The 20,916-nt window shown below is 56.4% G+C and carries 17 protein-coding genes; 8 read left to right on the top strand and 9 right to left on the bottom strand.

Features of this window, described 5'->3' with window-relative positions:
• The first annotated feature begins 66 nt into the window (after positions 1 to 66).
• The 4 genes from G6L01_RS08625 to G6L01_RS08610 all read left to right on the top strand — a co-directional run bounded on the left by G6L01_RS08625 (position 67) and on the right by G6L01_RS08610 (position 3,411).
• A complete protein-coding gene (locus G6L01_RS08625; protein WP_070164945.1) occupies positions 67 to 849 on the top strand; it encodes a competence/damage-inducible protein A in 783 nt (260 codons plus the stop codon).
• A 224-nt stretch (positions 850 to 1,073) separates the two neighbouring features.
• Positions 1,074 to 1,913 (top strand): universal stress protein, encoded by an 840-nt coding sequence (locus G6L01_RS08620; protein WP_070164944.1) that lies wholly within the window; start codon positions 1,074 to 1,076, stop codon positions 1,911 to 1,913.
• A gap of 322 nt (positions 1,914 to 2,235) precedes the next feature.
• Positions 2,236 to 2,733, top strand: a complete 498-nt coding sequence (gene gpt, locus G6L01_RS08615) for a xanthine phosphoribosyltransferase (RefSeq protein WP_015916290.1) — start codon at positions 2,236 to 2,238, stop codon at positions 2,731 to 2,733.
• Between the two features lie 99 nt (positions 2,734 to 2,832).
• Complete coding sequence (locus tag G6L01_RS08610; protein ID WP_070165148.1) at positions 2,833 to 3,411, top strand: hypothetical protein; 579 nt, start codon at positions 2,833 to 2,835, stop codon at positions 3,409 to 3,411.
• 231 nt (positions 3,412 to 3,642) lie between these two features.
• Here the strand turns inward: G6L01_RS08610 and G6L01_RS08605 are convergent, their stop codons facing one another.
• Positions 3,643 to 5,544 carry a methyl-accepting chemotaxis protein gene (locus tag G6L01_RS08605; RefSeq protein WP_070164943.1) on the bottom strand — a complete coding sequence of 634 codons (1,902 nt, stop codon included), beginning with the start codon at positions 5,542 to 5,544 and terminating at the stop codon, positions 3,643 to 3,645.
• A gap of 804 nt (positions 5,545 to 6,348) precedes the next feature.
• On the opposite strand from G6L01_RS08605, the gene G6L01_RS08600 reads away from it, so the two are divergent.
• Both G6L01_RS08600 and lepB read left to right on the top strand, forming a co-directional pair.
• A complete protein-coding gene (locus tag G6L01_RS08600; RefSeq protein WP_174376573.1) occupies positions 6,349 to 10,134 on the top strand; it encodes a vitamin B12-dependent ribonucleotide reductase in 3,786 nt (1,261 codons plus the stop codon).
• A gap of 69 nt (positions 10,135 to 10,203) precedes the next feature.
• On the top strand, positions 10,204 to 11,217 hold the full coding sequence (gene lepB, locus G6L01_RS08595; protein ID WP_139190307.1) for a signal peptidase I: 1,014 nt from the start codon (positions 10,204 to 10,206) through the stop codon (positions 11,215 to 11,217).
• Positions 11,218 to 11,399: 182 nt separating this feature from the next.
• Here lepB and G6L01_RS08590 read toward each other — a convergent pair whose 3' ends face one another.
• The 8 genes from G6L01_RS08590 to G6L01_RS08555 form a co-directional block, all read right to left on the bottom strand.
• Entirely contained in the window at positions 11,400 to 12,029 is a 630-nt protein-coding gene (locus G6L01_RS08590; protein WP_070164941.1) for a glycosyltransferase family protein, read from the bottom strand.
• 71 nt (positions 12,030 to 12,100) lie between these two features.
• Complete coding sequence (locus G6L01_RS08585; protein ID WP_070164940.1) at positions 12,101 to 13,585, bottom strand: glycosyltransferase family 2 protein; 1,485 nt, start codon at positions 13,583 to 13,585, stop codon at positions 12,101 to 12,103.
• A complete protein-coding gene (locus G6L01_RS08580) occupies positions 13,582 to 14,211 on the bottom strand; it encodes an HAD family hydrolase (RefSeq protein WP_015916283.1) in 630 nt (209 codons plus the stop codon). The genes G6L01_RS08585 and G6L01_RS08580 overlap by 4 nt, the downstream gene beginning before the upstream one ends.
• 30 nt (positions 14,212 to 14,241) lie before the next feature.
• The gene (locus G6L01_RS08575; RefSeq protein ID WP_070164939.1) at positions 14,242 to 14,862 is read right to left on the bottom strand and encodes a phosphatidylinositol-specific phospholipase C/glycerophosphodiester phosphodiesterase family protein; all 621 of its coding nucleotides are present in this window, start codon (positions 14,860 to 14,862) and stop codon (positions 14,242 to 14,244) included.
• A gap of 62 nt (positions 14,863 to 14,924) precedes the next feature.
• Positions 14,925 to 16,121 carry a hypothetical protein gene (locus tag G6L01_RS08570; protein ID WP_070164938.1) on the bottom strand — a complete coding sequence of 399 codons (1,197 nt, stop codon included), beginning with the start codon at positions 16,119 to 16,121 and terminating at the stop codon, positions 14,925 to 14,927.
• 451 nt (positions 16,122 to 16,572) lie between these two features.
• A complete protein-coding gene (locus tag G6L01_RS08565; RefSeq protein WP_015916280.1) occupies positions 16,573 to 17,586 on the bottom strand; it encodes a GlxA family transcriptional regulator in 1,014 nt (337 codons plus the stop codon).
• Between the two features lie 252 nt (positions 17,587 to 17,838).
• Positions 17,839 to 18,060 carry a hypothetical protein gene (locus tag G6L01_RS08560; RefSeq protein ID WP_139190306.1) on the bottom strand — a complete coding sequence of 74 codons (222 nt, stop codon included), beginning with the start codon at positions 18,058 to 18,060 and terminating at the stop codon, positions 17,839 to 17,841.
• A gap of 79 nt (positions 18,061 to 18,139) precedes the next feature.
• Positions 18,140 to 18,373, bottom strand: coding sequence for a hypothetical protein (locus G6L01_RS08555; protein WP_070164936.1), 234 nt, complete (start codon positions 18,371 to 18,373; stop codon positions 18,140 to 18,142).
• 116 nt (positions 18,374 to 18,489) lie between these two features.
• Between G6L01_RS08555 and G6L01_RS08550 the strand changes: the two genes are divergently transcribed.
• Both G6L01_RS08550 and G6L01_RS08545 read left to right on the top strand, forming a co-directional pair.
• Positions 18,490 to 19,428 carry a LysR family transcriptional regulator gene (locus tag G6L01_RS08550; RefSeq protein WP_234891821.1) on the top strand — a complete coding sequence of 313 codons (939 nt, stop codon included), beginning with the start codon at positions 18,490 to 18,492 and terminating at the stop codon, positions 19,426 to 19,428.
• A 98-nt stretch (positions 19,429 to 19,526) separates the two neighbouring features.
• Positions 19,527 to 20,906 carry a cytochrome P450 gene (locus G6L01_RS08545; RefSeq protein ID WP_070164935.1) on the top strand — a complete coding sequence of 460 codons (1,380 nt, stop codon included), beginning with the start codon at positions 19,527 to 19,529 and terminating at the stop codon, positions 20,904 to 20,906.
• Positions 20,907 to 20,916 lie beyond the last annotated feature (10 nt).

The following is a 20,916-nucleotide window of genomic DNA, read 5'->3' as shown; positions in this document are numbered from 1 at the left end:
TATGCGGTTAGCCAAAGATAGTTTCAGTTCGTCCCAGTTCGTCAAAGTCCGTTAGAAGGCCCCGCCATGTCCGATTCCACCTCCGTTTCCCCGTCTCAAGTTGTCACCGCCGCCATGCTTGCCATAGGTGATGAATTGCTGTCTGGCCGCACCAAGGACAAGAATATCGGCCATCTGGCCGATGTGTTGACCCTGGCCGGTATCGACCTCAAGGAAGTGCGGATTGTCGCTGATGAGGAAGAGGCAATCGTCGAGGCGCTGAATGCGCTGCGTAGTCGCTATAACCATGTGTTCACCTCGGGTGGCATTGGCCCGACCCATGACGATATTACCGCCGATGCCATCTCGAAAGCCTTCGGTCTGCCCTGCCTGCATGATGAAAAGGCCATGGCGCTGATGGCGGAAATGTATGCCCGCCGTGGCCTGGAATTTACCGAGGCGCGCCAACGGATGGCCCGCATGCCGCAAGGCGCCGAGCATATCGCCAATCCGGTTTCCACCGCGCCGGGATTCCGGGTGGGGAATGTCTATGTCATGGCCGGTGTCCCGCAGGTGTTTCAGGCCATGCTCGAGAATGTCGTCAAAACCCTGCCCGGTGGCGTCCGCGTTCTGTCGCGGGCAATTGCCTGCCCCTATGGCGAAGGCGAGATCGGCACGGCGCTGGCCGCCGTTCAGAAGGCGCATCCGCAGACCAGCATCGGTTCTTATCCACGCTATGACGGTTCCAAGGGCTTCCACACCGAACTCGTGGTGCGGGCGCGGGCAGAAGATGTTCTGAATGCCGCTGTTCTTGATGTCGAGGAGATGATTGCGGCAATTACCGGCGGCAAGACCGTGCTGGAGGCCTGAAAATGTCCGGCGTGGCTGAGACCTGAGTGGGAATCCAGATCAGCCTTGAGCGAAATCCCAATTCAGCCTTGAGCGAAATCAAGGAACCGGCGTGGTTTCGGCGCATTATCTTTTTCGGTGGTTGGGCGGGATGACGCAAGCGTGTCTTCCTGTCGCCCAGACCACGATGCAGTATGCTTTTGCTCGGACGATGTTCGATCGGAGCAATTTGCGGGGAGATGACAATGGCTTACAAGACAATTTTGAGCGTTCTCGACAATCGCCGTACGGCAGCGCAGGTTTCTGATTTTTCCATAGCGCTGGCCGAACAGTTCGGGTCCCATGTCATCGGCGTTCATTGCGAAGCGGTCGCCGGCATGCCCCTGATCGCGCCGATGGAAATACCCGATCCGGTCGCGGTACAGGCCATGCAGGATCTGGCCCATAAGGAAACCGGGGCCATTGAGGCGATCTTTGCCGAGGTGGCGCGGCGCGAAGGCGTGTCGACCGAATGGCGCAATTTCGTGACCGCCGTCGGCTCGACAGGTTCGTTTGTCGACAGCGCCCGCTGCGCCGATCTGGTCGTCGCCGCTCAGGGAGAAAGCGGTTCGCTTTCGGATAACCGCAGCGAATTGGAAACGGCGTTGTTTGATAGCGGCAGGCCCGTGCTGCTGGTGCCTTACATCTTGAAGACACCGCGGCCGATCAAGCGGGTGCTGATCGCCTGGAACGGATCGCGTGAAGTGGCTCGCGCCACATTCGATGCCCTCCCTTTCCTGAAACAGGCTGAAAGCGTTGAAATCTTCTCGGTGGTCGATAGCGGCGGTGACGATCTTTCGCGCAGCCTGCCCGGAGCCGAAATCGCCGCGACGCTGAGCCGCCACGATATCAATGTCACCGTGACCCAGCAGGATCAGGAGCAATTGAAGGCGGCGGCGCATATCGAAAACCGCTTATCCGACCAGAGCATCGATCTGTTGGTGATGGGCGCCTATTCCCACAAGCGCTGGTGGGAAGTGCTGTTCGGTGGCGTGACCCGCACCGTCCTTGATTCCATGACGGCCCTGACATTACTTTCGCGCTGATAAGCGCTGGATTGCAGAATGTGATGACGCAAGGCATTCGGTTTCCAACCGGATACCTTGCTGTTTCCGGCATCCTCTTTCCGTCTCTTGCCTTAATGGGCAGATTGCCGCTATAGCACCGAGAAAGACAAGGAGCCGAAAGGGCTTTTGCGCAAGGCCTGCTGCGCCCATGGCTCCTCCAGCCACGTGGTTTCCGGGCCGATGCGCAAGCTGGATGGCGTCACTGTCTTCGTTTTTGCTGCGATGACGCGGCGGGCGGTTGAAACGCGAAGCGCTTCGGTTGCCTTTCCTTCTGTCTTTTCTTGATGCGCGGAGCCCTTGCATGTCTCTTCCCGATAAAGCCTTTCCCGTTGCCTGGGATCAATTCCATCGTGATGCCAGGGCGCTTGCCTGGCGCCTGGCCGGGCTTGGGCAGGAGTTTCGCGCCATTGTCTGCATCACCCGGGGCGGGCTGGTGCCGGCAGCGATCATTTCGCGCGAGCTGAATATCCGCCTGATCGAGACGGTTTGCGTCGCCTCCTATCACGACTATGTCAACCAGGGCGAATTCAACCTGTTGAAGGGCATCACGCCTGAATTGCTCACCAATGGCGGCGAAGGCGTGCTTGTTATCGACGACCTCACCGATACCGGCAAGACTGCCACGGAAGTGCGCTCGATCATCCCGAAGGCGCATTTTGCCTGCGTCTATGCCAAGCCGAAAGGCGTGCCGACGGTCGATACATTCGTGACCGAGGTCAGCCAAGATACCTGGATCTATTTCCCCTGGGACATGGGCTTTACCTATCAGGAACCGATTGCCAAGGGCCATAAGGGTTAAAAGCCTTGCAATCTATGGATCGGCGCAATTGATCGCTGTCAATGCGTCGGCCATGGTTCCCCTGCAAAAGGCAATCTGTTGTTGATAATGGATTTCCCCATGCTGATTGCGACCTTTCTCCCCGCTGTCCTGGCGCTGTTGCTGGCGCCCGGGCCAACCAATACCTTGATGGGTGTTGCCGGTGCCCAGGCTGGCCTAAGGCGCGTGTTGCGTCTGCTGCCAGCGGAACTGGCAGGCTATCTGACGACTGTATTGCCGCTGGTTTATCTGGGAGACCAACTGATGGCGCGCTGGCCTGCCGCTGCCATCCTGCTGAAAATCGCCGCAGCGATCTGGGTATTGGTTATCGCTTTCAAGCTTTGGCAGGCGCCGGGGCAGGGCAACGCTCTCAATCAGATCACGGCGGCTCGGATCTATCTGACGACGGCGCTCAATCCCAAGGCATTGGTCTTCGGTCTCGTTCTTCTGCCTACTCCTGACAACCCGAATTTCCTGCCGTGTCTCGGCCTGTTCTGCCTGTTGGTCGGCGCCGTGGCCTTGCTTTGGGGCTGTGCCGGGCGATTGACTCAGGCAGGGCATAGCGGTCAGGGCAGATTACATGTCCTCCAGCGGGTCGCCGCTGTCTGGCTCACATGCGTCTCGGTCTCTCTTATCGTTGGCGTTGTGACCACGGTTTAGTCAGCTACAGCGCCGTGCGCCCTATATGGCGCACAAAGGTTCGCTGTAGCTCTTTATATCTGCTGCATAATTTTCTCTTTAAACCGATTCCGGTTTAAAGAATTATGCAGTAAATAGCCCCCTTCCATCATTTTCCTGACCCAAAATGCCAAAAGCCCCGGCGCTTTTTCAAGCGCAGGGGCTTTGGATTTCGTAGCTTTGGGAGGAAGAGTAAAAACCTCTGCGGGCTGATTACGCCACCGCGCGATACTCACCCCGTCTGTTATCTTCCAGCCGGAACTGTTCAATCTGCACCAGCAGCTGTCGGGATTCGCTGGCAAGGACCTGGCTGGCAGCCGTGGTTTCTTCGACCATGGCGGCGTTCTGCTGGGTCATCTGGTCCATGTGGTTGACGGATGTGTTGATTTCAGCCAGCGCCGCCGACTGCTCCTGCGCGGCGCGGGCGATGCTCGCCACATGGCCGTTGACATGATCAACCAGGCCGACGATTTCGTTCAACGCTTCGCCGGTGGACAGAACCAGCGACACGCCACCCTTGACTTCATCGGCGGAGGTGTTGATCAGCGCCTTGATTTCGCGGGCCGCATTGGCCGAGCGCTGGGCCAGTTCGCGGACTTCCTGGGCAACGACCGCAAAGCCGCGTCCGGCTTCTCCGGCGCGGGCGGCTTCCACACCGGCATTCAGCGCCAGCAGGTTGGTCTGGAAGGCGATTTCATCGATCACTGAAATGATCTGGCTGATCTTCTGCGAGGATTGCTCGATCCGGCCCATCGCATCGATGGCGCTGCGGACGATCTCGCCGGACTTGCCGGCGCTGTTGCGGGTCTGCTCCACCATCTGGTTGGCTTCATGGGCGCGTTCAGTGGAGGTGCGGACCGTCGTGGTGATTTCTTCGAGCGCTGCTGCGGTCTCTTCCAGGGCTGCTGCCTGCTGTTCGGTCCGGCGGGCCAATTGGTTGGCGGCGGAACTCAGTTCGCCGGAATTGTCGGTAATCGTACCCGAAGCGCCGCGAATGCTTTGCATGGCTTCGCGAAGCGTCGCCATCGCATGGTTGACGTTGCTCTGCAATTCGGCAAAGGCGCCCTGGAAATTGCCGCGCATATCCTGGGTGAGATCGGAAGAGGAGAGGGCGGCAATCACCCGCCGGACCTCGGTGACGCCAAGATCGACATTGGCCACCAACTCGTTGACGCTGGAGGCGAAGCGTTGCAGGTCGGCATCCTCGTAGGATTTGGTGATGCGCTGCGAGAAATTGCCCGCGGCTGCCGAGGCGACAATGCTGCTGATGCTGGATTGCAGATCCTTGCTCTGGCTGTTGAGGGCGGCTTCCTGCGCTTCCATTTCCTGCATCTGCAAGCGGTTGGCGCGGAAGATTTCAAGGGCGCGGGCCATTTCACCGATTTCGTCGCCGCGCTCTGTGCCCGGAATGGCGTCGCCCAGGGCGCCCTTGGCAATCCGATTCATGTTGTCGGTCAAAAGACGGATCGGGTTGACGATGCCGCGACGGGCAATCAGCGTGCTGACCGCAACGCCGACAACAATGCTGATCGCTGCGGTCGACAGCAGTGCGATCATCGTCAGCTGCGAGCTGGCAATGGCATTGCTGCGGGCCGCAGACAGGGTCTTGGCGGAATAGGTGCTGTAGACCTTGACCGCCGCCGTCACCGCTTTTTGTCCGTCAAGGGCCTTGGAAAGCTCCTTGGCCATCACGCCGGGTTCCTTGGCGGCGTCTGTGCCGGCCACTTTCACCATCTGGCGGATCTGGTCGAAATAGGTGCTGAGCGTCGTGCGGACGTCCTGCAATTGTTTCTGCTCGTTCTCGTCGGCGGTCGCCGCGATCTTTGGCAGGCGCGCCAGCATTTCGCTGGAGCGCGTTTCGGTTTCCTTGGCGAAATCGGCGGCCTTTTCCGGCGCGAAAGCCAACTGATAAGTCATGCGGCTGATGGCGATAATGTCGACGCGCAGGTCCATGGCCTCGCGGGCCACTTCTTCACGTTTCCCGGTATTTTGAAGCGAGGCACCAAGCGAAGACAGGCCGAAGGCGCCGGCAGCGGCAATAGCACCTGCCGCAACGCCCATCAGCACTACAAGAAGACTGACCTTCTTCAGGATAGACAGATTACTGATGGTCATGACCAAACCTTAAGCGCGGCCCGGCGCTCTCATGGCGGCTGGCGCAGCAAATCTAGGCGTGGACATCATTCCAGACCCTGGTCCCCATATAGTTGTCCACAAACATTAATATCCCTTTAGTTCTCTGGGAAATTAGCAAGATCTATTCCCCGCGTATTAAAGGGTTTTCTGATGGAAAGGGGTAAGACCAGGTCATTCCTGGACACCCAAACAAACCGATTCGATGCGGGATACTGGCCGACACGCGGCAGGAGGCTTCTGTCGTATTGTTTGCGTGTCGTGATGTGACGGTGGATAAAAAAAGCCTTTACCCAGCGTTAATCATGAAGCTTTTCCGCCAAGCCTATGAATTCTCTAGGCTAGCCTCTTTCCCCGTTTTCCACAGATGCTGACCACAACATATAGGGTTCATATTTTCGATACAGACCAGCTCTTGCGCTTGCCCGCGGGCAGGGTTAATGAATTGATTGTTGCGGCGGCGGCTGAACCGAGATGTCTACGAGGTCGGTTCAAATCAGCGAACATCATCAAGATTGAAACGGTCACGGCGTCCCCGCTTTGACCGCGAGGATATCTTTTTGAATTTTTCTGGCGCGCTGCGGCTATTTGCTCTGGCATAAAAACGCTGGGGACACTATATTTTGTGTCTGGCGGATAAGGCTGGCGCAAGATACAGAGCGGACCATCATTATGATCGGCCTCGCTCCGAAGAGAGCGAACCAACGGCAAGCCGCTTCACCGTGGTGCCGTAAAACCTATTTTGCGCCCGTTTTCCGGGTGCTTGGACCAACGAGGACTAGCCAGATGCGCATCGAACGCCGTTTCACCAAGCCCGGCCAGTCGCCCTATGCGGAGATTGAATTCCGCAAGGCGGTAAGCGAAATCAAGAACCCGGATGGCTCTGTTGTCTTCCGGCTGGCGGATATCGATGTGCCCGCGCAGTTCAGCCAGGTGGCAGCCGATATTCTGGCCCAGAAATATTTCCGCAAGGCCGGCGTGCCGAAGATCCTGAAAAAGGTCGAGGAGAACGATGTTCCGTCGTTCCTGTGGCGTTCGGTTGCCGATGAAAAGGCCATGAAGGATTTGGCCGAGGACGAGCGCTACGGTTCGGAAACCGATGCGCGCCAGGTTTTCTCGCGTCTGGCTGGAACCTGGGCCTATTGGGGCTGGAAGGGCAAATATTTCACCACGGAAGAAGACGTTCTCGCTTTCCGCGATGAGCTTGCCTATATGCTCGCTACCCAGCGCGTCGCGCCGAATTCCCCGCAATGGTTCAATACCGGTCTGCATTGGGCCTATGGCATTGATGGCCCCGGCCAGGGCCATTTCTACATCGATCCTTTCACTGGCAAGCTCACCAAGTCCAAGTCGGCTTATGAGCATCCGCAGCCGCATGCCTGCTTCATCCAGTCCGTCGAAGACGATCTCGTCAACGAGGGCGGCATCATGGATCTGTGGGTGCGCGAAGCGCGCCTGTTCAAATACGGTTCCGGCACCGGCTCTAACTTCTCCCATCTGCGCGGCGAGGGCGAAAAGCTGTCGGGCGGTGGCAAGTCTTCCGGCCTGATGAGCTTCCTGAAGATCGGTGACCGGGCTGCCGGCGCCATCAAGTCCGGCGGCACGACGCGCCGCGCCGCCAAGATGGTGGTTGTCGACATCGACCATCCTGATATCGAGAACTACATCGACTGGAAGGTGAAGGAAGAGCAGAAGGTTGCCGCTCTCGTCACCGGCTCCAAGATCGTCGCCAAGCATCTGAAGGCGATCATGAAGGCCTGCGTCAATTGCTCAGCCGATAACGACGCCTGCTTCGACCCGAATGAAAACCCGGCCCTGAAGCGCGAAATCCGCGCTGCCAAGAAGGATATGGTGCCGGAAAACTACGTCAAGCGGGTCATCCAGTTCGCCCAGCAGGGCTATAAGGATCTCGAATTCAAGACCTATGACACGGATTGGGATTCGGAAGCCTATCTGACTGTTTCGGGCCAGAATTCCAACAATTCTGTCTCGCTGCGGGATGACTTCCTGCGCGCTGTCGAAGACGATGGTAATTGGAACCTGACCGCCCGCCGCGATGGCCGGGTGATGAAGACGCTGAAGGCCCGCGATCTCTGGGAAAAGATTTCCTATGCCGCCTGGGCGTCCGCCGATCCGGGCCTGCATTTCAACACCACCATGAACGACTGGCACACCTGCCCGGCGGCTGGCCCGATCCGTGCCTCCAATCCGTGCTCTGAATATATGTTCCTGGACGACACCGCCTGCAATCTCGCTTCGCTGAACCTGTTGCAGTTCAAGGATGCCGATACCAAGAAGATCGACATTGCTGATTACGAACATGCCGTTCGTCTCTGGACCGTCGTACTCGAAGTGTCCGTGATGATGGCGCAGTTCCCTTCGCGCCAGATTGCCGAACTGTCCTACGAATACCGCACGCTCGGCCTTGGCTATGCCAACATTGGCGGCCTGCTGATGTCGACCGGCATTCCCTATGACTCTGCTGAAGGCCGCGCCATCTGCGGCGCGCTGAGCGCCATCATGACCGGCGTTTCCTATGCCACGTCAGCTGAAATCGCCTCCGAGCTTGGTCCGTTCCCGGGCTATGCGCCAAACCGCGACAACATGCTGCGCGTCATCCGCAACCATCGCCGCGCTGCCCATGGCCTGTTCGACGGCTATGAGGGTCTTGCCGTCGATCCCGTGCCGCTGGTCCATGCCGAATGCTCCGATCCGGCCCTGATTGCCCATGCCAAGGCGGCCTGGGACAAGGCGCTGGAACTGGGTGAGCAGCACGGCTACCGCAATGCTCAGGTCTCCGTTGTTGCGCCGACCGGCACGATCGGCTTGGTGATGGATTGCGACACGACCGGTATTGAGCCTGACTTCGCCCTGGTGAAGTTCAAGAAGCTGGCCGGTGGCGGCTATTTCAAGATCATCAACCGCGCCGTTCCCGAAGCCCTGCGCACGCTTGGCTATACGGAAAGCCAGCTTGCCGAAATCGAAGCCTATGCTGTCGGCCACGGCAATCTCAATCAGGCACCGGGCGTCAACCCCGGTTCGTTGAAGGCCAAGGGCTTTACCGACGAGAAGATCGAGGCTGTCAATGCGGCCCTGGGCGCTGCCTTCGACATCAAGTTCGTCTTTAACCAATGGACCTTGGGCGCTGATTTCCTGAAGGAAACGCTTGGCGTCAGCGCTGAACAGCTGACCGACATGAGCTTCAACCTGCTGGAGCATCTGGGCTTTGCCAAGAAGGACATCGAGGCTGCCAATATTCATGTCTGCGGGGCGATGACGCTGGAAGGCGCGCCGTTCCTGAAGAAGGAGCATCTGGCGGTGTTCGATTGCGCCAATCCGTGCGGCAAGATCGGCAAGCGGTATCTGTCTGTCGAAAGCCATATCCGCATGATGGCAGCAGCACAGCCGTTCATCTCGGGCGCGATTTCCAAGACCATCAACATGCCGAACGAGGAGACGGTGGAAGATTGCGGCGCAGCTTACATGCTGTCCTGGAAGCTGGCGCTGAAGGCCAATGCGCTGTACCGCGATGGCTCCAAGCTCAGCCAGCCGCTGAATTCCTCGCTGATCGAGGACGAGGATGATGAGGACGCTTTGGAAGATCTGCTGGCCCAGCCGCAGGCCGCCCAGGCCGTGACCATCACCGAGCGGATCGTTGAGCGCATCGTCGAGCGTGTTGTGCGCGAACAGGAAAAGCTGCCGACCCGTCGCAAGGGCTATACCCAGAAGGCCAAGATCGGTGGTCACACCATCTTCCTGCGTACCGGTGAATATGACGATGGCCGTCTCGGCGAAATCTTCCTTGACATGAACAAGGAAGGCTCGGCTCTGCGCGCCTTCATCAACAACTTCGCGATTTCGGTATCGCTCGGCCTGCAATATGGCGTGCCGCTGGAAGAATATGTTGATGCCTTCACCTTCACCAAGTTCGAACCGGCGGGCATGGTAACCGGCAACGATGCCATCAAGAACGCCACGTCGATCCTCGACTACGTGTTCCGCGAACTGGCGATCTCCTACCTCGGCCGCAACGATCTGGCCCATGTCGACACGTCCGACTTCTCCACCACCGCGCTTGGCCGCGGCGTGAAGGAAGGCAAGGCCGATGTGGTCTCCAAGGGCCTGACCCGTGGCTACAAGCCGACCCTGGTCTCCAGCAGCCAGGCCGGAACCGCCGAACCGCGTGGCGCCGTAACCGGCACTCCGGCTAAGGCCTCGGGCAATGTTGCAGCCTTTTCTGGCAATGCAGCCCGCAAGCTGGAAGTGACGACAGCCATTTCCACCTCCGAAGTCGTGTCCTTCAAGCGCGATTACGAGGAACGGGCAGCTGAATTGGTCGAGGACGTCGCAACCGAAGCCCTGTTCTCCGACGCCGCCACCGACGAAGCCGAAGCCGCCAAGGCCGAAGCCGCCAAGGCCGAAGCCAAGAAAGTCGAAGCCGCCCGCCGCATGCGCTCGATTGCCCAAGGCTATACCGGCAACATGTGCTCCGAGTGCCAGAACTTTACGATGGTACGGAATGGGACATGTGAAAAGTGCGACACTTGTGGATCGACGAGTGGATGCAGCTGATTTAGACCTGTAAAGAGATAAAGATACGATTGTTCTTTCATCTCTCTGTCTTTCCAAAAGAAAGCTGTGATGATTAATTTCATCACAGCTTTCTTGACTCATATTCAGTCTTTTTCAAAGGAGCTGCCGTTGAAATTTGTTTCTGCCTTTCGTAAGCGGAATCCGATATGGGCTGCCTGTTTGGCTCTTGCTCTTTCTCCGGCTATTGGCTTTTTTTATCTTGGCAGAGGGCGATTAGGTCTTCTGTATATGCTCGCCGATGGTTTTATCGGATATGTATTTCCATTCATATTGAAATACCAAGGGGTCCAGCAGCACGAGCTTATATTTATTATTGTTGTTATTATTTATAACTTGGGAGGCAGCCTCCACGTTTACATTGCGGCTTCACGCCAGCCGCCTCTGGATCGCTATCCGTGGTTTGCGCGGTTTCATAATTTGGCAATTGTCTTGATTATTGTGCCACTTCTCATCGCCTTGGCGATAAGAAACCTTCTCATTCAACCGTTTTCCATTGTCTCTGGATCGATGCTGCCGACCCTTGAGGTTGGGGATTATGTATTTTCCGAAAAATTAACTTACGGAATGAGCCGATATTCAATCATGGAAGGATTAGGGCCATCGTCCCGTATTGGCGGACGCCTGCCGCTGAGAGGCGAAGTCGTCGTTTTCATGCTTCCCTCTTATTCGGGCAACAAATTCGTCAGTCGAGTCATTGGATTACCCGGTGACCGTATTCAAATGCGCAGTGGGCGGCTTTACATCAACGACACTCTCGTTGATCGCCAACGGCTCGGGCCAGACGAAACCCGACCAGGATCGCCTGGAATTCTGTATTTGGAGCGATTGCCTGGAGGGGCAGAACATCAGATTATCGAAATGACAGATAAGTCAAAAGGAGACAATTCTGCTGAGTTTCTGGTTCCTGACGGGCATTATTTTATGATGGGAGATAACCGGGACAACAGTAACGACAGTCGTTTTGATGTAGGCTTCGTTCCGACAGAAAACATAGCGTCTCGCCCTTTCTTAATTCTCGTCAATTCCCATTTGCTAAGCAGATCGTGGCTTCCGATAAAGTGAGAATGCTTGAAAAAATCTATGTCGAGCAGGTCGTTTTTCGCGTGTTTGACTTTTCATAATCGCGTTGATCAAAGCCGCTTTTCTGAAGAATATGACGCGAAGAACTAAGGCCCGTTGACAGACGTCCAGCCTAAATGGTCCTTGAAAGATTTGACGCTGACATCACAAATGACCGAGCCACTCTATCGCTCGTGAAAAATCTTTCCCACCGGCTGGCAGTTTTCAATAGTGGGTGCCAGCACGGTGTGGCCGTCAGCGATGACGCCGTTGACCATGGGGCAAATGAAAAGCACGCCTTTATAGCTCATGGTCTGGCGGTTGTTGATACTGTGAACGGCTGCACTGAGGAATATCTGGATGTTTCGGAACATGTATACGCCTGCGGAGGCGTTTTCCGAGATCACTTCTTTCTCCCGCGCTTCAACCACCACGCCGTCGGTCATCTTCAAATAGCTGTAGCAGTTTTCGCTTGAGGCAAAGACCGGCACGATTGCGCCACATCCTTCCGTCGAAAACAGTGTCTCCGGGTCGTCTGGTCCGCTCGTGAACAGGATGTCGGCCAGATCGATGATGACGGGCTCGTCTGGCGCAACGAGCGCCATTGCTGCCAGCACGGAGAACAGAGCGCCTCCGGTCAGGTCGGAAAGTGTCACGATGCGGCAGCCGGGCCATCTCAGGCGCAGATATTCAACAAGCTCCGCGAGGTTTGGAACCTCGCGGATGACGAAGATGTAATCCTCTGGCCGAAGCCGGTTCGCCCACGCCCGTTCACCCAAGGCAGCGTCGATCAGCGGCTTTCCGCTGAGATCCACGAGAGGTCTAAAGCCATATTTTGGGGTCCACAAATCAGGCCCGGCAAGTGGTACGATGCATTTCATGCTTATCAAATCAGCCTAAGATAGGCCTCCAGATCGGGAGGCGTGCCTATACCGTGCATGGCGTCGGGAGCGACATGATAGACGCCGACCCTGGCTCCCTGCTTGATCAGGTAGTTGTAGACCGGGCAAACGTAGAACTCGTTGTTGGACCGGTCGTTGTGGGCGATCATATCGGTCGCGGAATCGATGAAATCGCGGGCGCGTCTGAAATAATAGATGCCAACGGTCGCGTTGTCGGAAATCGCTACCTTTTCTTTCACCTCATCGACCAGCCCATCATCGTTGACATGCGCGAACGACCATTTCGGGTCTCGATCTTTATCCTTGAAGCAGAGAATTGATCCATCCAGATCGCGCTCAAGTGCATCTTGAATGTAATCCGCGCATTCGAAATCGACGATCTGGTCGCAATTGGCAATCAATAGCGGGGCATCGGGGTCAAGATGTGTCCGCGCCGTCAAGACCGTGCAAGCCGCACCTTCGGTTACGAAGTTGATCGGCGAAAAGGCGAGATCGCCATGGGCCTTCAAGCCACTGACGACATCGGGTTCCGCATCCAGATGGTCCTGTCGGGCGATCAGGACGAAGCGTGCATGATCGAGGCGCAGATTGTCCATGACACGCTCGATCATCGTCTTGCCTTTTACATCGATGAACGGCTTTGGCTTGAGGTAGCCGACTTGCGCAAACCGGCTGCCAAGGCCCGCCATCGGAATGACGACCTGGACCTGCCGAGCTGGCTTGGTCATTGCGACGACCTTGTCCCGGATCTCGTTCTGGTAGAATTCGATGCGCTTGGGCGAATAGAACGAGATATAGCTGTCGGATGGAATCTCGTGTTGGACGATTTTACCGCCAGCGAGAATGACCTCGTTCAGAACCGGGGAAAGATAGTATTTTCCGCCAAACGGGTCGGCTTTCAGCAAATAATTCTGGGCAAATTCCACAAATAGGCTGCCGCTTCTAAAATAATAATATCCAGCAATCGCCTTGCGGCTCAGAACGCGCTTTTCCGCCGTTTCTATGACATATCCGGCCTGATCCTCACGAATATAGGACCAGCGGGGGTGTACGGAATTGAAGGTCACGACACCGGCATCGGCTCCCGAGCGCATGAAATCTCGTGCAATACCGGCCAGATCGGCGTCGATGATCTGGTCGCCATTGCAGATCACCAGAGGGTCGTCGTCAACGATATGATCGACGGCCATCAGCGCCGAGCACACAGCGCCCATGGTCGGATTGTTTAGTTTGATGACAACGGTGCTTTCGCCAGCCAGCAATTTCAAAATCGAATCAAGGCTGTATTCAAGCGCATCCTGATTAAGAATGATAAAGATGAACTTCGCGGATGCATCGCGGTTGCGGATACTGTTGACGACGAGCGAGATCATCGGCGAACCGTCGACTTCGATCAGAGGCTTGGGGAAATGAAACTCGTCCTTTGGGAAAAGATCATCCTTCGACGCAATGGGGATAAGATATCTCATGTGAGGGCCGATTCGATCTTGGTGATTTCGTTCATGATACGCTCATAGGTGACGTCGTTGGTCGATCCCACCACCAGCACATGGGCGCCTGAGGAGCGTGCGGCCTGTATGCCGTGATCGTTATCTTCCAGGATCAGGCATTCCTCCGGCTGCAATTGCAGCCGATCGATTGCCGTCAGGTAGATTTCGGGATCGGGCTTCGCTTTGCCGACATCCTGATTGGACAGAAAGAAATCCAGGTATTTAAGCAGGTCAGCCTGGCGCATCATCGCCTCGACGCTCGACCTGACGGAGTTTGAGCAGACGACGATATGCTTTCCCTCCCGCTTCAGGCGCGCGAGGGCGTATTCGTGATGAAAGACCGGTTGGCATTTTTCGACGATGACCTGATAGGTCATCTTCTGTTTGAGCGTGTTGAGGAAATCGTGCAGCCTTGGCGGCAATCCCCGCGTCTTGGTCAGCATTTCCAGCTTTTTACGTGTTGGCAGGCCGTCATAGACGGCGAGATGTTCGGTGCGGCTGATATTGAGCCCGAGAAGGGCCAGCGCGTCATTCAGCGTCTCGTAATGCCATTCCTTGGCATCGATCAGAACGCCGTCCATGTCGAAAAGCACTGCCTTGATCATAATGTCCTGTCCGTCTGGTTCATGGCTGGCTTATCCCCACTTTTCGGCGGCGAGATGCGGCAAGTCAGTGCAGATTGAGATGTCGTCACCTGTCAGATCACCCCAAACATCCCAGGCGGCGGTATGATCGCGTCCATGCAGTTCGGGAGAGACGAGCGCAACCTTCTTGCCGGCGTCGAGATGCTTCTGGATGACGTCAGGAGTGATCCAGTCGGAATAGAATGCATCCAGCCACACGCCTTGGGCCTTGTCATAAAAGGGAGGCAACGGTTCGAGTTCGGAATGGCGGGTATAGGTGGTAAAGCCGTTGTTGAGGTAGCCGATGGCATCCGGGACAGCCATATCGAAGCAGAACAGATCGGTTATCCCGGCGCCATCCAACGAGGCGCGGAGCGCCTTATGCAGGCCGTCTGCCTTAATGTTCATGGCGATCGTGCCTGATCCGGCATGGCTCTTGTGCAGATCCAAAAAGTAGTCGAGATCCATAACCTGGTCGCCGACGGGCATGTCATGGGCGATTTTCAGCACGCCATTCTGGTCGCGCGTGTCCGTTTCGACCCCGAAGCCATTTTCAAAGGCGCGCCTGAAAGCCGCTTCACTGTTTTTTTCGGCAGCTTCCAACCACCAGCCCCTGTGCGCGAGAATTTTCATCGCTCTTTCCATTCAAAAGTTGCGAAATAGATGCTTCACCGATCACTGCAAATTCCTGGGAATTAGCCGGGGTTGAATTGAGGAAAGCTCTTCCTGTCGATGTGATAGACAGCAAGATAGTTGTTCTCTCGGAAAAAATTCGGGTCCTGCGTATAGGCAAAGGCATTCGTCCATCTCATGGGATGGATCTGCTGATGCACCTTGGAGACAATCCCGGCGTTGCAGAATTCCATCGCATGGGCGATGCCTTCGACCATCGTAAACGAGAAACCGCCGTAAAGAGCCATGTAGAACTGGTAGGTGATATGGTCGAAGACGCTGTGGACGAGCCGTTCCACAAATTGCAGGCTGGTGTCCCAGCCAATCCACTCCAGAAAGCCCGGAACGCTCTTGGCCGAATAGACCGGAATATCCCACCACCAGGTATAGATGCCCCAATTGCCGGAAATGGCCTGAATTTTTTCATGATCGACCGCCGGTGCCAGCTTGATGGCCGAGGCGTGCATGATCTGCCTTTCGGCTGAGTGGTTTACAGTCAGTGTGCCGCCGTACCAGCGTGCTGCGGAAACAACGGCTGCGGCGGCCTCAGTCCAGCCCGTTCTATTGAGAATGAAGGTCTCTGCATCGACGCACAGGAGATAGTCGTAAAGCTTATGGGCGAGAGAAAGCGCCAGGAATTTCTTGACCGTCGGCCAGGTTCTACCCTCCGCGACGACCGACAGCGCACTGCCTGAGAAATAATCCGACAGCACGATGGACGAGTAGTTTAGGAAAGGGGATGCCTGATGCATCTCTCTGAACTGCAGGCGATCGGCATCGGTGGAAAAGACGAAAATAATGTCGTAGTCAGCGCCAATGCTCTGAAACAGCAGGTTGATGCCATAGATGAAATAGGCATCGTGAATGGGCACGATAAGAGCGGTTCTGTTCTGAGGCTTCGGTGCCTCGCCGGATTCCGTCAAGAGATGCACGCCATGCTCTCCCGGCAGACGGAACTGTCCCTCCATTTCGAGGCGTCCGTCGACAGACCGTACGGTATCGAATCGCGTGGTGACAGCAGCGTTCTGGCTCAGAAACTCAATCGCCCCGCCTTTTACGCGCCAGGAGTTTTCATTGGTATGGGAATATCCGCGCAGCCAACCGCCGCTCTCGAAGGATATCTGCGATGCAAAAACCTCTTCGGCGCCAGCTTTACCGAAGGTCCACACACGCTCCTTCATCAGTCGCTCAAGCGACAAATCATCAAGGCCGATCGTCATTGTTGCACTCCTATCCGTAGTTACAAGGCACGGTAGGAAGGCAAACTTGTATGAAGCTGTCGGTCTTTGTTTCCCTTGTCTTAGCGGTTGAAGCCTAACAGTCTGTTCAAGAATTGCTGCTGGCCTGGCGAAAATGGTGATTTCGAGAACCGGAACGGAGCGTACTTAACGTACGTGAGTACCGGAAGCGCAGAAATTACCATTTGCAGACGGCCAGCAGCGATTATTGGACGGACTGTAAGAGGTTTCAGCGGGACCGTATGCAACCAATAGCGAGCTACAGCTTATCCTTGAGCATTTCCAGGAAAAGTGAAAACCGGTTTTGCCAACCGGATATGGGCAAAAGTAAAGAGCGTTGCTGCGATTCCACCAAGAGCAGAAACGCCCTCGTGTACCAAATACGGTGCACGAGGGCGTGTTGTAAAAGCCGGTAAGCTGTGGCGAATTATACTTATGCGGCAACCGCTGCTTTTGCCGTTGCCAGCTTACGCTCGGCGCGTTCCTGCTGGGGCGAGCGATTGTAGAATTCGCGGTAGCATTTGGAAAAATGCGAGGCGGAGACGAAGCCGCAGGCGACGGCGACTTCCACCACTGGCATGGAGGACTGCACCAGCAGATGCCGGGCACGGTCGAGGCGGATTTCCAGATAGTAGCGCGCCGGTGAGCGGCCCATTTCCTGGCGGAACAGCCGTTCGATCTGGCGTCGTGACAGATCCACCTTGTCGGCGATATCAAGCAGGGACAAGGGCTCGGCCAAGCTTGCTTCCATCAATTCGATGATTTGCAGGACCTTGTTGTTCTGCACGCCAAGGCGGGCGCGCAGCGGCAGGCGCTGCCGGTCTCCGGCAGCCCGGACCCGGTCGGTCAGATGCTGTTCGCAGACCCGGTTGACAAGGCCTTCGCCAAAATCCTGGCCTATCAGGTTGAGCATCATGTCAAGCGAGGCGGTTCCGCCCGCGCAGGTATAGAGATTGCTGTCGACTTCATAGAGATCGGCATAGACCTCGGCCTGGGGAAAGGCTTCCGAAAAGCCCGGCAGGTTTTCCCAGTGGATCGCGCAGCGCTTGCCGTTCAAAAGTCCGGCCTGCGCCAGCACATGGGCGCCGGTGCAAAGGCTGCCGACCGCGACATTTCGATTATAGGCTTCCCGCAGCCAGGCATTGACGGATTTGTTGTTGAACTCCTCGACAAAGACGCCGGAACAGACAATCGCCATATTGGGCCGGTTTTCACCGGCCAGAAAGCGGCGCTCATCGGCAAGCGACGAATCCACCTCGATGCTGATGCCCGACGAAGACGACACCTTGTTGCCGTCGACTGAACAGAGCCGCCACTCATAAGCCGCATAGCCAAGCATTCTGTTGGCAATGCGCAATGTTTCGATAGCGCCTGCAAACGGCAATAGCGTGAAATTCGGAACAAGAAAAAAGACGATATTGCGTTTTTTAACAGGCGTTTTGCTCATGATGCCACCGTGCTGAGGAGATCTGCTAGAATTGACAGTTTTTAATTCCGCCAATAGCTCAAAAACGACAATAGCACGATAGAAACCGACGACAACAATTTGACATCATTATTGCCGGACCATTTGTGGGTGTTTCATCAGCGAGCCGTCATGGGACACGTGTGGAACACGTATAGCTAGCAGATTGAAAAAACACACTATTTTGCTTGAATATCGGGGAAAGCAAGGCCTGGAGCAGCCTTTTTGGGCGGCTTAAACCATGTCGCGACGGGTCTGCCACGTGTCGTGTGCAGGCCAGCCAAGATCCTTGCGCATATCGAAAGGGGCTTCTGCCAGCGCCTTTTCCATGGCGCGGTGTTGCCGCCAGGACTCGATCTGACTGAACCACGTGGAAATCGCATGCAAAGCCGATTCGGCGAGGACGATACTGCTGGTAAACAGCCGCGAAGGGCTGGAATGAGAGATGTAGGCCATGGAAAGTTCCTTTCGTTGATCTCGCCAAAAGACTTCCTGGTCCTCAGGCGGCAGAGACATCATCTGCCTTGTTTATTGATCAATAAAGCGAATGTTTGTGATCTATTGCATCGCATATTGTGATCGGTTTGCTGTTTGGCTGTTCCGGCACGACAATCCCCACGTCTTCTCGCAGGTATTCAGGCAGGCAGTTAAGGTGAGCCATCGCCTTTTCACGCGCCTGGCGGAGATGGCGTCTCTCCCGCCAGCGCCGAAAGGCCAGCCAGAGCCGCAGCATGGGTGGAACGCGGCTGGGTGTTGCTTCGAAGACCATGCTTTTCACTCCTCCTGATGTCGGTCGGCTTCGTTGCAAACAGTGTCAGGCGGAATTGACATTCAATCAAACGAAACGATATGATGTTTATGTTGAGAAAAATTGATGGTAGCCCGATGACCCTTTCCCAGTCACCCTCCATGCCTTCCACCGTTCTGGCGGCGGCCAGTTTGCCGCTTCTGGATAATGATGTGCTGCGCACCTTCGTGGCGATTTCCGAGGTCGGAAGCTTTACCGCTGCCGCAGACATGGTGTTTCGCACCCCCTCGGCGGTATCCATGCAGATCAAGAAGCTGGAGGATCAATTGGGCGTTTCGCTGTTTCGCCGCGACGCTCGTTCCGTCACGCTGACCCCGCATGGGGCTCTGCTGCTCAGCTATGCCAAACGCATCCTGGCCCTGAATAACGAGGCGGTGGCACGGTTTTTGGCGCCGGAAATGAATGGTGTGGTGCGGCTGGGATCGCCTGATGATATCGGCGAGCTGATCTTGCCCGGTATTCTCACCCATCTGGCGCGCACATGGCCGCATCTTGCTATCGAGGTGACGATTGCCGGGTCTGTTGAGCTGCGCAAGGCGGTGAATGAGAAGCGGCTGGACGTAACACTGTTCAATTTCCTAAACGGCATCGCTGCCGATCCGACGATGACGGTGATGAGCGAAAAGCTGGTCTGGGCCGGGAAAAAACACGGTCAGGCCCATCTGAAAACGCCGCTGCCGCTGTCTGTCTGGGACGAGAGCTGCGTGTGGCGCAAGCGCGCCATGACCGAATTGACCCGCAAGGGCAAGGAATTCCGCATCGCCTATTTCTGCGGTCATCATGTCGGGCAATATGCGGCCATACGCGCCGATATCGCCGTCGCGCCGCTCGCTCGCTTCCTGTTGCAGGACGATATGGTGGAACTGACCGAGCAGGATGGAATGCCGGATCTTGGCAGTTACGAGGTCGGTCTTGCCTTGTGTGAGGATGCGTCACCGCCGGTCAAGGCCGTTGCCGATTACGTGCGGTGCGTGCTGGGAAATCGTGGCTGTGTCGGCACGGCCGTGGCAGCCTGATCAGATCAAGGCAATTTGGCGGCGGGGCTTGGAACAGTGCTTTTCGATCTCTACATCCTGGATGCCGCCCGAAAGGTTCTACGCAAAGGAGATGGCAGATGAATATGCCGGTCTTGTCCGCTACGAGTGAAGGTGTTGTTGCAAGCCGTCGCTCGCCGGTGCGGGTGATTGCTGATCTGATCCGCAATCCGCTGGATGCCCTTCCGCCGCAGATCTATGATCATAAGCTGGTCTATGCGCAGTTTGGCGATGAAGTGCGGCTGCATGTGATGGACCCTGAACTGATCCATGAGGCTTTGGTCAAAAATGCAGCGGTGCTTGGCAAGGGTGAAGACGTTCGCCGTGCGCTGGGTCCGGCATTGGGGCAAGGGTTGTTGACCGCTGATGGCGCTCATTGGAAATGGCAGCGCCAATCCGTTGCCGCTGGTTTTCAGTGGGAAAAGTTGAGAAGTTTTCTGCCGGCGATGGTGGCCGCAGCCGAACGTCGCCGCGATTCCTGGCAGGCTGGCGAGACTGTCGATATCGGCCATGAAATGATGCAGACGACATTCGACATCATTGTCGAGACGATGATGACAGGGCGCGACAGGATCGATGTCGCGCGGGTCGAGCAGAGCGTTACCGATTATCTCGAACCGACGGGCTGGATGTTTGCGCTTGGGATGCTGAAGGCGCCGGAATGGATACCCTATCCCGGTAAGGGAAAGGCAAGCCGTGCCGTGACTTATCTGCGGTCCGCGATGGCCAAGATGATTGCCGAGCGGCGCGTTGAAGGCGTGGAGCGCGCCGACCTGATCTCGATGTTGCTATCGGCTCACGATCCCGAAACAGACCGCGAAATGAACGACGAGCAAATCATCGACAATCTGCTGACCTTCATTTCCGCTGGGCATGAAACCACCGCCCTTGGGCTTGCCTGGACATTCCATCTGCTGGCAAAGCACCCGGCCATCGAGCAAAAGCTGCTGGACGAGTTGGACCGGGTGGTGGGCGATGGTCCGGTGCTGGCCGAGCATGTCGAGAAATTGACCTATACCAAACAGGTTTTCAATGAAGCCATGCGGCTCTATCCGCCAGCGCCGGTCATCACCAGGACCGCGAACGAGGCGTTTACCTTGGGTCAACACCGTATCGAGGCAGGGACCATACTGCTGGTGCCAATCCACGCCATTCATCGTCATAGCCTGATCTGGGACAGGCCCGAAGAGTTCGATCCCGACCGTTTTGCGCCCGAAGCGGTCAAGGCACGGCATCGCTACGCTTTCATGCCGTTCGGCGCTGGGCCGCGCATCTGTATCGGCAGTGCGTTTGCAACCATGGAGGCCGTTGCCATTCTGGCGGTGTTGGCCAAGACCTTTCGTCTGCGCAACAAGAGCGAGGTGACGCCGGAGCCGATGATGCGCATTACTCTGAGGCCGAAGAAAAAACTGATCATGGAGATTGAGAAGCGGCAGGAGGCCGTGCCGGTTTCAGCCTGAACCGGGGTTC

The sequence above is a fragment of the Agrobacterium vitis genome (assembly GCF_013337045.2).
In the GTDB taxonomy this organism is placed as follows: domain Bacteria; phylum Pseudomonadota; class Alphaproteobacteria; order Rhizobiales; family Rhizobiaceae; genus Allorhizobium; species Allorhizobium vitis_B.
The sequence above is the reverse complement of the archived record's forward strand: the minus strand, read 5'-3'. Positions and strand labels throughout refer to the sequence as shown.

Bases quoted from the DNA above. Each gene is read 5' to 3' on its own strand.
- G6L01_RS08580 (WP_015916283.1), bottom strand. From the start codon at position 14,211: ATGATCAAGGCAGTGCTTTTCGACATGGACGGCGTTCTGATCGATGCC.
- G6L01_RS08570 (WP_070164938.1), bottom strand. From the start codon at position 16,121: ATGACGATCGGCCTTGATGATTTGTCGCTTGAGCGACTGATGAAGGAG.
- gpt (WP_015916290.1), top strand. From the start codon at position 2,236: ATGTCTCTTCCCGATAAAGCCTTTCCCGTTGCCTGGGATCAATTCCAT.
- G6L01_RS08545 (WP_070164935.1), top strand. From the start codon at position 19,527: ATGAATATGCCGGTCTTGTCCGCTACGAGTGAAGGTGTTGTTGCAAGC.
- G6L01_RS08555 (WP_070164936.1), bottom strand. From the start codon at position 18,373: ATGGTCTTCGAAGCAACACCCAGCCGCGTTCCACCCATGCTGCGGCTC.
- G6L01_RS08585 (WP_070164940.1), bottom strand. From the start codon at position 13,585: ATGAGATATCTTATCCCCATTGCGTCGAAGGATGATCTTTTCCCAAAG.
- G6L01_RS08565 (WP_015916280.1), bottom strand. From the start codon at position 17,586: ATGAGCAAAACGCCTGTTAAAAAACGCAATATCGTCTTTTTTCTTGTT.
- G6L01_RS08620 (WP_070164944.1), top strand. From the start codon at position 1,074: ATGGCTTACAAGACAATTTTGAGCGTTCTCGACAATCGCCGTACGGCA.
- G6L01_RS08605 (WP_070164943.1), bottom strand. From the start codon at position 5,544: ATGACCATCAGTAATCTGTCTATCCTGAAGAAGGTCAGTCTTCTTGTA.
- G6L01_RS08560 (WP_139190306.1), bottom strand. From the start codon at position 18,060: ATGGCCTACATCTCTCATTCCAGCCCTTCGCGGCTGTTTACCAGCAGT.
- G6L01_RS08625 (WP_070164945.1), top strand. From the start codon at position 67: ATGTCCGATTCCACCTCCGTTTCCCCGTCTCAAGTTGTCACCGCCGCC.
- lepB (WP_139190307.1), top strand. From the start codon at position 10,204: ATGATTAATTTCATCACAGCTTTCTTGACTCATATTCAGTCTTTTTCA.
- G6L01_RS08600 (WP_174376573.1), top strand. From the start codon at position 6,349: ATGCGCATCGAACGCCGTTTCACCAAGCCCGGCCAGTCGCCCTATGCG.
- G6L01_RS08610 (WP_070165148.1), top strand. From the start codon at position 2,833: ATGCTGATTGCGACCTTTCTCCCCGCTGTCCTGGCGCTGTTGCTGGCG.
- G6L01_RS08550 (WP_234891821.1), top strand. From the start codon at position 18,490: ATGACCCTTTCCCAGTCACCCTCCATGCCTTCCACCGTTCTGGCGGCG.
- G6L01_RS08575 (WP_070164939.1), bottom strand. From the start codon at position 14,862: ATGAAAATTCTCGCGCACAGGGGCTGGTGGTTGGAAGCTGCCGAAAAA.